The sequence below is a fragment of the Paenibacillus urinalis genome, from assembly GCF_028747985.1.
Classification (GTDB): domain Bacteria; phylum Bacillota; class Bacilli; order Paenibacillales; family Paenibacillaceae; genus Paenibacillus; species Paenibacillus urinalis.
The window spans coordinates 4,033,388-4,046,203 of record NZ_CP118108.1 but is presented as its reverse complement, the minus strand read 5'-3'; the positions used below and the strand labels follow the sequence as shown (position 1 = coordinate 4,046,203).

Genomic DNA, 12,816 nt, shown 5'->3' with positions numbered 1-12,816 from the left:
GCCCTGCACATCCTATTCGTAGATGCTTATCACGTCATTTCCGAAGAGAGGATGAATACTTGTGCGAGATTTTTCGTGGACGTATTTTGCAAAGACTGGAGATGTCGATGCCTATCTGCTATACAAGGAATCCTGTGCATGCACGGGGGAAGCAGGGGCAGAAGCTGACGCAGAGGGAGAGGCTTATGATGAATTACAGACCGAATCTTAAAAGAGTACAGCATGACTTTCTATTGGGGGATGAGACATGCTATATAGGCTGGAAGGCATCGTCATCCGCAGTATGGACTACGGTGAGGGGAACAAAATTATTACGCTTTGCACCGAAAGTGGAGGCAAAATAGGTGTTCTGGTTCGTGGAGCCAAGAAACCGAAAAGCCGACATGCCGCGTTGACACAGGTCTTCACTCACGGAGAATATGTATTTTTTCGCAATCACGGGCTCGGAACGTTAAACCAAGGTGAGATTATTGAATCTCACCATTTGCTGCGTGAAGATATCGTCAAAGCTGCCTATGCTTCTTATGCTTGTGAGCTGCTCGATCGTGTGCTGCAGGATGAGGAGACGGGAAGCTTTTGGTTTAAGCAATTAAAGGCATGCCTTACGGCACTGAATGAGGATAAAGATCCCGCTGTTATTATATCTCTTTATGAAATGAAAATATTGCAATCCGCTGGTTATGCGCCTGAATTAACGGCCTGCATATCCTGCGGAAGAGAAAGACCGGACGAGGAATACTTTATAAGTCCAGGCCTCGGGGGCACACTGTGCAGAGCGTGCAAGCATTTCGATCCGCCTGCAATGTCCATTTCACCAAGGGCGCTGAAGCTGCTTCGATTATTTGCCTTGGTCGATCTGCAGCGTCTGGGTAACGTCTCTGTTCGCGATGAGACCAAGCTGGAGATAAAGAAGATTATGCGAGCTTTCATGGATCAGCAGCTTGGACTCAATCTGAAATCCCGTAATTTTCTCGATCAAATGGACAAATACGGCTTCTAATGGTGTAATACCGTTGTGCCCAGCTTGACAACGACCTGACATATAAGCTATTATTCATAGTAATATCTCTTTACGAGACATGTGTTGATCGAGAAAGTACTAGATAAAGGGCCTTTGGCTAATGAGCGAGTCGGAGATGGTGGAAGTCCGGCAGGTCTGGTTTAGGAAATGGCACTCGTGAGCATGAAATGGATACGGAAAAGTGGATTGTGCTCGACAGAGTGCAGTCAAGTAGGGTGGAACCGCGGGAGTAGCTCTCGTCCCTATGTCTGAACATCAGGCGTAGGACGGGGGCTTTTTGCTGTCCTTGCGCTTCTTGTAATCATTCACCTTGCAAAGGAGAGAAATGAAATGAACTTTCAGCAAATGATATTGACGCTGCAAGATTTCTGGGCACAGCATAATTGTATTATTGTCCAGCCTTATGACACGGAAAAAGGCGCCGGAACGATGAATCCGATGACTTTCCTGCGTTCGATCGGTCCTGAGCCTTGGAAGGTAGCTTATGTAGAGCCTTCTAGACGGCCGTCGGATGGCCGGTATGGAGAGAACCCGAATCGACTGTACCAGCATCATCAGTTCCAGGTGATCATCAAGCCTTCACCAGATAATATCCAGGAGATCTACCTGGAGAGCCTTCAGGCTCTTGGCATTGACGCTAAGAAGCACGATATCCGGTTTGTTGAGGACAATTGGGAGAACCCTTCACTTGGCTGTGCAGGACTAGGCTGGGAAGTATGGCTGGATGGAATGGAGATCACTCAATTCACTTATTTCCAGCAGGTAGGCGGTATTGAAACGCATCCAGTTTCCGTCGAAATTACGTACGGTATGGAGCGTCTTGCCTCTTATATTCAAGATAAAGACAACGTATTTGATCTAGAATGGGTTGATGGCATTACATACGGCGACGTATTTAAGCACCCGGAATTTGAACATTCCAAGTATACCTTTGAGGTATCCGATGTGCGCATGCTGTTCACGCTGTTCAATATGTACGAGGAAGAAGCCAAAAAAGCGATGGATCAGCATTTGGTATTCCCAGCTTACGATTATGTTCTTAAATGTTCCCACACGTTTAACCTTCTTGATGCACGAGGGGCAATCAGTGTTACTGAACGCACAGGATATATTACCAGAGTGCGGAATTTGGCTAGACAAGTAGCGGCTACCTATCTGGAGGAACGCGAGAAGCTTGGATTCCCGCTGCTCAAACAAGGAGGTGCACAATAATGTCTAGAGATTTATTGTTTGAGATCGGTCTTGAGGAAGTGCCTGCACGTTTTGTTCGGGGAGCAATTGATCAGCTCGAAGACAGGCTTGTTAAATGGCTGGACAGTGTAAGAGTTACTCATGGAGAAGTTCTGGCTTATGCCACTCCACGTCGTTTGGCTGTTATCATCAAAGACGTTATTGAGAAGCAGGAGGATGTAGAGGAAGAAGTTAAAGGTCCTTCCCGTAAAATTGCGCTCGATGACAGCGGAAACTGGAGTAAAGCTGCACTTGGTTTTGCAAGAAGCCAAGGTGTAGATCCGGAGCAGTTTACATTCAAAGAACTGGGCGGCGTAGAATATATCTATGCTACGAAGAGCAGTAAAGGTATCCAGACTTCAGAGGTGCTTGCTGACGGACTGCTTCAGGTGCTGCATGCGATGACCTTCCCTAAATTTATGCGCTGGGCTTCGTATGACTTGAAATTTGTTAGACCTATTCGCTGGATCGTGGCGATGTTCGGTTCGGATGTTGTCGACATTGAGATTGCAGGTGTGAAGTCAGGGAATGTATCGAGAGGACATCGTTTCCTTGGTTCCGACACGACGATCTCAGAGCCGTCTGCCTATGCAGAGGCCCTTCGTGAACAGCATGTCATTGTTGACATTGAAGAGCGTCGTGCCCTTATAGTGAGTCAGATCGAAGCTTTGGCCGCTAAGAAGAATTGGACGATTGCGATTAAAGAAGATTTGCTGGAAGAAGTACTGTTTCTCGTTGAAACTCCGACTGTGCTCTATGGATCATTTGAAGCATCGTTCCTGGATATTCCTCAGGATGTGCTCATTACTTCGATGAGAGAGCATCAGCGTTACTTCCCGGTTCTGGACGAGAACAGCAAATTGCTGCCGTATTTTGTTGCAGTTCGCAATGGGGGAGCAGAATCCCTTGACGTCATTGCAAGAGGGAACGAAAAAGTATTGCGTGCCCGTCTGTCTGATGCGAAGTTCTTCTACGAGGAAGATCAGAAGCTGCAGATCAAGGATGCACTCTCCAAGCTTGAAAGCATCGTATTCCAAGAGGAGATCGGTACGGTCGGAGACAAGGTGCGCCGCATTCGCAAGATCGCTGATACGCTTGCAGCCAAGCTTCAGGTGTCTGCGGATCAAGTCGAGCTGGTTAGCCGGGCAGCGGATATTTGCAAATTCGATCTTGTCACACAGATGGTGTATGAATTCCCTGAACTGCAAGGTGTCATGGGTGAAGATTATGCACTGCGTGCTGGCGAACGCCCTGAAGTAGCTAAAGCGGTATTTGAGCATTACCAGCCAAGAAGCGCTTCTGATACTGTCCCTGCTTCTGTTGTAGGTTCAATTGTAAGCATAGCGGATAAAATAGATACGATTGTGGGATGCTTCTCTATCGGCATTATTCCTACCGGTTCTCAGGATCCGTATGCACTGCGTCGTCAAGCCGCAGGTATTGTACAGATCGCCTTGGATCATAGGCTGCCGATTACACTTGATGAGATTTTTGAGATCGGAATCGAAATTCATGAGAACATGCGAGTAATGAAGCGTTCCAAGGATGATATCCATAAGGATCTGCAGGAGTTCTTCGCCCTTCGAGTTAAGAAGCTCCTGTCTGAAACGATGCGCTATGATGTAGTAGATGCAGTGATCAGCGCGGGGTATGACGATATCGTATCTGTCGTAAACCGTGGTACGGCACTGACGAATACGGTGGAGACAGCTGCTGAATTTAAAACGACCGTAGATTCGTTTAACCGTGTAGGCAACCTTGCAGCCAAGGCATCCAATGCCTCTGTGACGGAGGAGGTTTTTGTCGAAGCAGGTGAACGTACATTGTATGAAGCATGGAGCTCCACAGCGCAGGCTTATCGCGAGGCTTTGGCTGCGAGAGATGCAGAGAAGGCGCTGAGCATTGCAGCTGAATGGAGAGAGCCGATCACTTCCTTCTTCGACTCTGTTATGGTTATGGCTGAAGATGAAGCCATTCGAGCCAATCGATTGGGTCTTCTTGCATCCATTGACAAAGACTTGAAGTCCTTTGCGGATTTTTCTAAGCTCGTCTGGTAATTAAATTCCTGATATTAGCTTAAAAAGGTAATGCGGTAAGAAATAAATATACGGAACGGGGGATAGGCTCCGTTCCGTATTTGTCCTTTATTTTCCATGTGGAGATTAGAGCAGGAATTACGATGCACGAAGGCGTATATAATAATATCCCGGACAGGTGATGAATATTGCATAGGAAAATTGTGGTGGACGCGGATGCATGTCCCGTAAAACGTGAAATTCAGACTGCCGCAGCATCATTTCAGATTCATGTGCTTATGGTGTCCTCCTACGACCATCGGCTCGAAGGCGGGGAAGGAACTACGATCGTACATGTTGACCGGAGTGACCAAAGTGCTGACCTGTATATTGCTAATCATATCAAGGCACAAGATATTGTTGTAACCCAGGATTATGGACTTGCTGCCTTAGCTCTGGCCAAATCCTGCAGCGTAATCACATTCCGAGGCAGAATAATCGACGATCAGGATATTGATTTTTTGCTCGATACTCGGCATTCGCACGCGAAGGCTAGGAAGAGAGGCCAGTATGGCAAGGGTCCAAGGCCTATGACAGATGAGGACAGGAAGTTATTTCAACATAAACTGACAAATCTTTTGAAGGATTTGCAGGAGATTGTGTAAGTTTAGCGAATAATTATTTACGTGTTAAAGAGATGAAGGTGGTTAAGATGAGTGCCGGACAGGGTAACATACCGGAAAGTGTTATCGAATCAGTGCTGAGTCAACATGATATCGTCGACACGGTAAGTAAGTTTGTACATCTGACCAAGCAAGGTAAGTATATGAAAGGGCTTTGTCCATTTCATTCAGAGAATACCCCTTCCTTTACGGTTACACCAGAACGCCAAATCTTCTATTGCTACGGCTGCGGCAAGGGAGGCAACGCCATCAAATTCAGGATGGAAATCGAAGGATTAACCTTTCCCGAGGCTGTTAAGACGATGGCAGAAGAGAGCCATATTCCTCTTGGGGAGTGGCAAGGGCGTGATGTCGCACATCATAATCCTGAAACAGAACGATTGCTGCAGGCTTATGAGCTTACTGCTAAATTATACCATTATTTATTGAAGAATACGGAGTACGGTAAGGCAGCAATTGAATATTTGCGTAATCGGGGTATGAATGACAAAGCGATTGACCATTTTCAGATTGGCTATGCTCCGGCCGGTTGGAATACACTTGTGCAGTTTCTAACGAAACGAGAGTTTCCGCTTGCTGAAATGGAGAAGGGCGGATTAATATCAGCCCGTAATGAAGGCGAAGGGTATGTAGATCGGTTTCGAGACCGTGTCATGTTCCCGATTAAGAACAGCAGTGGCAAAATCATTGCCTTTGCAGGCCGAATCATGGGTGATGGTCAGCCGAAGTATCTTAATTCGCCGGAGACGAGGCTCTTTAATAAGAGTCGTGTCCTCTACAATATGGATCATGCGAAGGCTTCGATCCGCAAGAAAGGACAAGCTATACTGTTCGAAGGCTACGGCGATGTGATCTCTGCTTGGGAGCATGGAATCCAGAATGGGGTTGCCGGAATGGGGACTGCCCTGACGGAAAATCAAGCCCGTATGCTTAAATCTCTCAGTGATGAGGTAATTATCTGTTATGACGGTGATCGCGCCGGTCAAGCTGCCGCACTCAAGAATTTACCGATCCTGGAGTCGGCAGGGATTCAAGCAAAGGTTGCGCTCCTGACAGATGGTTTAGACCCTGATGAATTTATTCGCAAGCATGGTGGAGACCGCTTCACTCATCAGATCATTGAAGGTGCTGTTCCACCGATAAAATTTAGACTTATAAACTTGAAAAAAAACCATATACTGCTAGAAGAAGGTGGCCGAATTGCTTATTCGCGTGAAGCCATCAAGCTGATTGCTCCACTCTCTTCTCCCACAGAGAGAGAGGTGTATTTGCGGGAGCTTGCTTCCGAAGTGCATGTGGATTTTGAGACATTGAAGCAGGAATGCAATCTCGAAAGGCAGCAAATGCAAAAAAACGAGCATTATGGGGATAATAACGACAAAAGGTGGAATAATGGTAGGCAACAAAATAGGCAGATTCCTACACCTAATTTACTTCCTGCCTATCATACGGCCGAACGAAGGCTTCTGTCCTGGATGCTTCAAGATGATGAGGCGGCCAGATATGTTGGTGAACGTCTTGGTGAAGCCTTTAACATTAGCGATCATGCAGCTATCGCTGCTTATCTATATGCTTATTACGCGCAAGGCAAACCGCCGGATTTAAGGATGTTTATGTTATCTCTTCAAGACGATCGTCTTGAGAAAACGGTAAGCTCCATTTCCATGATGGATGCGCCTGAGCAGTGGGATCACGGAGCACTGGATGATTGTATTAAAGAGGTATTAAAGTATCCGGTATTACAGCAGATCGATTCTAAAAAAGAGGAAATGATTGCTGCCGAACGATCCGGAGACTTTTTGCGTGCAGCACAAATCGCAAGTGAGATTATAACCCTAGAGAGACAATGATTGTAATTATCATACCATGTTTCTAGGGAGGAGGGAGTCGAAGTATGGCGAATGATCAGCATGCTGAACTAGAAACAGAATTGACGCTGGATCAAGTGAAAGACCAGCTGATTGAACAGGGCAAAAAGAGGTCGTCTTTGAATTACAAAGAGATTATGGAGAAGCTGTCTCCATTCGATCAAGACCCTGAGCAAATGGATGAGTTCTATGAACAGCTTAGTGATTTAGGAATTGATGTGGTAAATGAGAGTGATGATGATAACCCACTACGGCCTAATGATGACTCTGAGGATAAAGAAGGTGATGATTTTCATTTTGATGATGATCTGAGTCTTCCTCCTGGTATCAAAATTAATGACCCAGTCCGCATGTACTTGAAGGAAATCGGACGTGTTCCGTTGCTGTCGGCAGACGATGAAGTTGAACTCGCTAAGCGAATTATGAATGGAGATGAGGAAGCGAAACGTCGACTGGCTGAAGCCAACTTACGTCTCGTTGTCAGCATCGCCAAGCGTTATGTAGGCCGCGGCATGCTCTTCCTTGACCTGATTCAGGAAGGGAATATGGGTCTGATTAAAGCGGTGGAGAAGTTCGACCACAATAAAGGCTTTAAATTTAGTACCTATGCAACTTGGTGGATTCGTCAAGCGATTACTCGTGCAATTGCTGACCAGGCTCGTACCATTCGGATTCCTGTTCATATGGTGGAGACCATTAACAAATTGATTCGAGTGTCCAGACAACTGCTGCAAGAGCTAGGGCGCGAACCGACACCGGAGGAAATCGCGGCTGAGATGGACCTAAGTGTGGAAAAGGTACGGGAAATTACGAAAATTGCGCAAGAGCCTGTGTCGCTTGAAACACCGATCGGTGAAGAAGACGACTCTCATCTCGGAGATTTTATTGAGGACCAGGAAGCACTTGCTCCGGCTGATGCTGCTGCGTATGAATTGCTGAAGGAGCAATTAGAGGATGTACTTGATACACTCACTGAACGTGAAGAGAACGTCCTGCGTCTCCGTTTCGGGCTTGATGACGGGCGTACACGTACACTTGAAGAGGTAGGTAAAGTGTTTGGTGTAACGAGAGAACGGATTCGTCAGATTGAAGCGAAGGCACTTCGTAAATTGCGCCATCCAAGCCGCAGCAAACGGCTTAAAGATTTCCTTGAATAGTTAGATTAAGGGCCTTCTGCTGTGCTTGCGGCAGGAGGTCTTTTTGTTTAGATCAAGGAGTTTTTTTCTTTTTTTTGGATATATTTCCTTCGATTTCTTATTACCCATTATTTTAGCTTTTTTTGATGATGATTGCAAACATCGAAACGTGGCATTGCCTGATTGGTGCGCGAAGTCACCGTTAGGTTTGCAATAATTACATTTAGTATAGAGTTGGGCGGTGCAATGCATGTTGAAATTGTCGAAAAGATTGCAGCTATTACATGATCTAATGGATCCGGGACGGAATCTTGCCGATATCGGTTCAGACCATGCTCTCTTGCCAGTCGCTTGTATTCAAAGCGGTCAGGCAGCCACAGCCATTGCCGGAGAGCTGAATGAAGGCCCATACGAGGCAGCGAAGAGACAAGTGGCAAGCAGCGGTTTACAAGCCAAAATCGAAGTCAGACGGGGAGACGGTCTGGATGTGATTGAGGCCGGCGAAGTGGATACAATCACGATCGCAGGGATGGGCGGCGCACTGATCGCTAATATCCTGGAACGCGGCAAGCCTAAGCTTAAGGGAGTCACACGTCTTATTTTGCAGCCTAATGTTGGTGAAGATATTTTGCGAAGATGGCTGTTCGATAATGACTACGTCATTGAAGCAGAACGAATTATTGAGGAAGACGGCAAAATCTATGAAGTCATTGCAGCTGTACCCGGGTATTTCAGCCACATCTCAAATGATGAAGTATATGAGCCGAAGCTGATCGGAACAGCTGACCATGAGATTGAGCTGACTTCAAACGAACTGCTCAAGATGGGGCCATTCCTGGTAGAGCAAGGTGGATCTGTATTCGTTAAAAAATGGGAGCTCGAAATAGATAAGATCCAAAAGGTGCTGACTTCCTTATCTAAATCTGATCTTCCTGAAGCAAAAGAGAAGGCAGAGGAGCTCCAGCAGGAATTGAAACGAATTGAGGAGGTGCTCACATGTATGCAAAAGGACAAACCGTAATCTCTTATATGGAGGAGCTTGCTCCTAAGCATCTAGCCGTTCCTGATGACCGTATCGGTCTTCAGCTCGGAACGCTGGCAAAAGAAATCAAGAAAGTGCTGGTTGCACTTGATGTGACAGATGAGGTCGTTGAAGAAGCGATCCGTTTGGAAGCAGATCTTATTATCGCACACCATGCCATCATCTTCAGACCACTCAAATCGCTGAATACCGATTCGCCGATGGGCAAGCTGTATGAGAAACTGATCAAGCATGATATCGCCGTTTATATTAGTCATACGAACCTAGACGTAGCAGAGGGCGGCATCAACGATTGGATGGCAGAAGCGATTGGTATACAGGATGTCGCACCACTAGAAGATCTGCACACGGATCATTTGTACAAGCTGGTTGTATTCGTACCAAAGTCTCATCACCAAAAGGTGCTTGATGCCATACTAGGCGCGGGTGCGGGGGCAATCGGGGACTACAGTCATTGCAGCTTCAATATTGACGGATATGGCACTTTTGTTCCGGGTGATGCTACGAAGCCATTTATCGGCAAGCAAGGGCAAATGGAGCGGGTAGAAGAGGTTAGAATTGAAACGATTGTTCCGCATAGCATTTGGAATAAAGTCGTGCAGGCGATGCTTAAGGCTCATCCCTATGAAGAAGTGGCTTATGATCTGTACCATATGGATATGAAGGGCAGAACACTTGGGTTGGGACGGGTCGGCAAGCTGTCTGAGCCTGTTCTGCTTAAGGAGCTAGTGGATATCGTGAAGAAGCAGTTCGAAGTGAAGCAAGTACGAGTTGTGGGCGATCTGAATCGTCAGATTAAGAAGGCCGCTGTGCTTGGCGGCTCCGGCAGCCGATATGTGAATCATGCGCTGTTTAGAGGCGCGGATGTCATAGTTACAGGCGATATTGACTATCATACGGCTCAGGATGCGCTGATGGCGGGGATAGCTATTATAGACCCCGGTCATAATATCGAAAAGATCATGAAGCCGAACACGGTGAAATGGCTTAAAGAGAAGCTGGAGAAGGGCCGTTATGCAACAGAGGTGCATGCATCTGAGATGAATACAGAGCCTTTCCAATTTGTATAGTCGATCCCAGTAATTTCACTTGAATGATAAAGCGAGTCCTAGTATAATATGAATGTTGTCGGAAAGTTTGACAGACAATCGCTGGTGGCCTTGTTGCCACGAGAGGAAAGTCCGGGCTCCACAGGGCAGGATGCTGGATAACGTCCAGTCAGCGCGAGTTGAAGGATAGTGCCACAGAAATGGACCGCCGATGGCTGGCTATATGGCTAGCACAGGCAAGGATGGAACCGAGGTGTAAGAGACCCCGAGGAACGCTGGTGACTTCGTTCCTGGTAAACCCCATCTGGAGCAAGACCTAAAGAGACACTGTCTTCCGTAAGGAAGGCAGCCTTAGCCCGAGGTGTGTCTAGGTTGGTCGCTTGAGCTGTTCAGCAATGAATGGCCTAGATAGATGATTGTCGCTTGTGGTGGGAGGGTAGTTCCCGTTATGACCACGAAGAGCACAGAACCCGGCTTACGTAAAACTTTCCAAACTGCAACACAGCATATGCGATGATATAACGGTAATTTGCCTGCCTAGTGCAGGACATATTACCGTTTTTTGTTATGTAGCAGCTCGCCTTTTTCTATGCCAATATGAACGAATAGACGTTTTTCTTAATTATTTGACCTATGGACGAACATCCAAGCCATTAAGGGAGTGAGGAATAGATTATACTATCACTTGAAAAGGAGTTGTTCAATATGTCTCAACGTAGTGGTCATCACATGAAAAAATGTTTCCCTCCTCTTAAGCCTATCGTTTGTGATCCTGTAAATGTAGTGAAAAATCATTATCATCCTCAAATCCAGCCTGTAATTCACCCTGTACAAATCATTAACAAACATCATCCGGTACCAGTTCCAGTTCATGAGTGGGTCGTTGCTGAAACTGAAGAAGTGGTAGGCGGCATGAGCACAGGCATGAATGGTATGAATGGTGTTGCTGGAACAAGCACAATGAACGGTGTAGGCGGCATGAGCACAATGAATCACGGCATGGGTGGCATGCATGGCAAGGGCTGTCATCATGACCGCAACAGAAGAGGCCGTAGATAATTAAACAACGCAAAGAGCAGACGAGATGAATGAAGTGCCCCCTGTCAAGTGGACAGTGTAAAAAAACAAAAATAGTTTATCTAGATCCCTCAGTTTGTTTAACGGAACTGAGGGATCTTCCTTATGCAACTCGCCTGTATTCGTTGGGTGACAGACCCTCTAAACGTTCTGTATAGCGATGGTTATTGTAATAGCGAATATAATTGCTAACATCTTTCAGGACGTCTTCATAGGTATCATGCTTTGTAAGATAATAACTTTCCGATTTATAAGTACCCCAAAAGCGCTCAATAGGTTGGTTGTCCAAGCATCGGCTCACACGAGACATGCTTTTCATAAATCCATACTTTAGTTGGAGCCGATTATACTCGTGGGACGTGTACTGGAAACCTCTGTCGCTGTGTAGGAGTGGGGTTACACCGGGATTCTTCTCATAAGCCTGCTTCAGCGTATCCACCACGAGTTTAGTGTTGTTGGAATGGCTTAATACCCATGAAACAATGGAGTTATCATATACATCGATAATGGCGCTTAAATAGGCTTTGCGGCCATTTCCATACTTCAGTTCTGTCACATCTGTACACCACTTTGTATTTGGAGACTGGGCCTCAAAGTTACGATTCATTACATTTTCAACGACATGGGTCTCTGGGGCTTTCATATAGCTTGGTCGTTTCTTACGAATGACTGCTTTGAGGCCAAGCGCACGCATAATTCGGTAATAGCGCTTTTTGTTGTACTGCTTTTTGAGCTTTCGGTTTAATTGAGTACGCATTTGGCGGTAGCCAAGTATTCCGTTTCGCTTGTCATAACGAAGCTTTACTTCTTTGGCTAGCACTTGAATTTCAAGTTCCTTGGTAGATGGCGTCCAACCTAACCACTTGTAATAGGCAGATCGAGCAACCCCTGCTAACGCACACAACTTCTTAATTGCGTAACCTTTTTCTTTGTTCAGTTCTTGAATCGCTTGATACAAGTTTACTTGTCGAACAAGGGTTAGCGTGTATTTCGTCGCTTGATCTCCGCCAACTTTTTTGCGAAGGCATTCTCCATCTCCAGGTATTCGTTTCGAGCTTCTAATTCCTTGATCCGCAGCTTGAGACGTTCATGCTCATCCAGTTCCTCTACAGGCTTCTTTCGACCGCGATTGTCCTTAAGAGCATCTTCACTGCCTGCTTGATACTTCCGAACCCAGGCATACACTTGCTGATAAGATACACCGTACTTTTCGATGGCTTTCTGATAATCCAAACCATTAGCGATTGTATATTGCGCAATTTCAATACGTTCCTCGTAAGTTGTTTTACGTCCTTTGTTCATTTGAGATAGTCCTCTTCCTTTAAGAGTAGGTTTTAATTCTATCTCCTTAGTATACTTGTTAATCCATTTCCGCAACACACTGTTGCTGGAAATACGATGCTTCCTTGTCGCCTCTTCAAGGGAGCAATGTCCAGATAACACATCCTGAACAGCAGCAATTTTCAATTCCCTTGAATACGTTTTCCATGTTCTCGATTCCCCCAATCCATCCAAACCATCTGCTCTGTATTTTCTTATCCACTCTCTAACTGTGTGGGAACTAACCCCTAGTTGTCTCGCTTCATAGTTTGGATTTGACCTGTGCTCCAGGCATCGCTGTATGGCATGCAGTTTCGTTTCAATTGAAGTTGAACTTCTTCTAGACATAGAAATACTCCCATCGTTGTAGTAGTA

12 protein-coding genes and 1 other RNA gene are annotated in these 12,816 nt (G+C 46.0%); 11 read left to right on the top strand and 2 right to left on the bottom strand.

The window, feature by feature from the left end:
- Positions 1-61: 61 nt before the first annotated feature.
- The 11 genes from PUW25_RS18730 to PUW25_RS18680 all read left to right on the top strand — a co-directional run bounded on the left by PUW25_RS18730 (position 62) and on the right by PUW25_RS18680 (position 11,103).
- A complete protein-coding gene (locus PUW25_RS18730) occupies positions 62-211 on the top strand; it encodes a YqzL family protein (protein WP_205052584.1) in 150 nt (49 codons plus the stop codon).
- Between the two features lie 36 nt (positions 212-247).
- Positions 248-1,000, top strand: coding sequence for a DNA repair protein RecO (gene recO / locus PUW25_RS18725; protein WP_047910828.1), 753 nt, complete (start codon positions 248-250; stop codon positions 998-1,000).
- A 351-nt stretch (positions 1,001-1,351) separates the two neighbouring features.
- Complete coding sequence (gene glyQ / locus PUW25_RS18720; protein WP_047910829.1) at positions 1,352-2,233, top strand: glycine--tRNA ligase subunit alpha; 882 nt, start codon at positions 1,352-1,354, stop codon at positions 2,231-2,233.
- A complete protein-coding gene (glyS, locus tag PUW25_RS18715; protein WP_274337361.1) occupies positions 2,233-4,308 on the top strand; it encodes a glycine--tRNA ligase subunit beta in 2,076 nt (691 codons plus the stop codon). Before glyQ ends, glyS begins: the two co-directional genes overlap by 1 nt.
- Before the next feature lie 164 nt (positions 4,309-4,472).
- The gene (locus PUW25_RS18710) at positions 4,473-4,931 is read left to right on the top strand and encodes a YaiI/YqxD family protein (protein ID WP_047910831.1); all 459 of its coding nucleotides are present in this window, start codon (positions 4,473-4,475) and stop codon (positions 4,929-4,931) included.
- Between the two features lie 47 nt (positions 4,932-4,978).
- On the top strand, positions 4,979-6,799 hold the full coding sequence (gene dnaG / locus PUW25_RS18705) for a DNA primase (protein ID WP_047910832.1): 1,821 nt from the start codon (positions 4,979-4,981) through the stop codon (positions 6,797-6,799).
- A gap of 44 nt (positions 6,800-6,843) precedes the next feature.
- Positions 6,844-7,974 carry an RNA polymerase sigma factor RpoD gene (gene rpoD / locus PUW25_RS18700; RefSeq protein ID WP_047910833.1) on the top strand — a complete coding sequence of 377 codons (1,131 nt, stop codon included), beginning with the start codon at positions 6,844-6,846 and terminating at the stop codon, positions 7,972-7,974.
- A gap of 229 nt (positions 7,975-8,203) precedes the next feature.
- The gene (locus PUW25_RS18695) at positions 8,204-8,974 is read left to right on the top strand and encodes a tRNA (adenine(22)-N(1))-methyltransferase (RefSeq protein WP_337999880.1); all 771 of its coding nucleotides are present in this window, start codon (positions 8,204-8,206) and stop codon (positions 8,972-8,974) included.
- Positions 8,950-10,065 carry a Nif3-like dinuclear metal center hexameric protein gene (locus PUW25_RS18690; RefSeq protein ID WP_205052585.1) on the top strand — a complete coding sequence of 372 codons (1,116 nt, stop codon included), beginning with the start codon at positions 8,950-8,952 and terminating at the stop codon, positions 10,063-10,065. Before PUW25_RS18695 ends, PUW25_RS18690 begins: the two co-directional genes overlap by 25 nt.
- A gap of 62 nt (positions 10,066-10,127) precedes the next feature.
- Positions 10,128-10,537: RNase P RNA component class A (rnpB, locus tag PUW25_RS18685), an RNA gene on the top strand.
- 212 nt (positions 10,538-10,749) lie between these two features.
- Positions 10,750-11,103, top strand: a complete 354-nt coding sequence (locus PUW25_RS18680; RefSeq protein ID WP_047910835.1) for a hypothetical protein — start codon at positions 10,750-10,752, stop codon at positions 11,101-11,103.
- Between the two features lie 121 nt (positions 11,104-11,224).
- Here PUW25_RS18680 and PUW25_RS18675 read toward each other — a convergent pair whose 3' ends face one another.
- Both PUW25_RS18675 and PUW25_RS18670 read right to left on the bottom strand, forming a co-directional pair.
- Positions 11,225-12,079 carry an IS3 family transposase gene (locus PUW25_RS18675; protein ID WP_081872853.1) on the bottom strand — a complete coding sequence of 285 codons (855 nt, stop codon included), beginning with the start codon at positions 12,077-12,079 and terminating at the stop codon, positions 11,225-11,227.
- Positions 12,080-12,099: 20 nt separating this feature from the next.
- The gene (locus PUW25_RS18670) at positions 12,100-12,789 is read right to left on the bottom strand and encodes a helix-turn-helix domain-containing protein (protein WP_047914513.1); all 690 of its coding nucleotides are present in this window, start codon (positions 12,787-12,789) and stop codon (positions 12,100-12,102) included.
- Between the last annotated feature and the right edge of the window lie 27 nt (positions 12,790-12,816).

Coding starts and splice junctions, on each gene's coding strand:
- recO (WP_047910828.1), top strand. CDS start 248: ATGCTATATAGGCTGGAAGGCATCGTCATCCGCAGTATGGACTACGGT.
- glyQ (WP_047910829.1), top strand. CDS start 1,352: ATGAACTTTCAGCAAATGATATTGACGCTGCAAGATTTCTGGGCACAG.
- glyS (WP_274337361.1), top strand. CDS start 2,233: ATGTCTAGAGATTTATTGTTTGAGATCGGTCTTGAGGAAGTGCCTGCA.
- dnaG (WP_047910832.1), top strand. CDS start 4,979: ATGAGTGCCGGACAGGGTAACATACCGGAAAGTGTTATCGAATCAGTG.
- rpoD (WP_047910833.1), top strand. CDS start 6,844: ATGGCGAATGATCAGCATGCTGAACTAGAAACAGAATTGACGCTGGAT.
- PUW25_RS18695 (WP_337999880.1), top strand. CDS start 8,204: ATGTTGAAATTGTCGAAAAGATTGCAGCTATTACATGATCTAATGGAT.
- PUW25_RS18690 (WP_205052585.1), top strand. CDS start 8,950: ATGTATGCAAAAGGACAAACCGTAATCTCTTATATGGAGGAGCTTGCT.
- PUW25_RS18680 (WP_047910835.1), top strand. CDS start 10,750: ATGTCTCAACGTAGTGGTCATCACATGAAAAAATGTTTCCCTCCTCTT.
- PUW25_RS18670 (WP_047914513.1), bottom strand. CDS start 12,789: ATGTCTAGAAGAAGTTCAACTTCAATTGAAACGAAACTGCATGCCATA.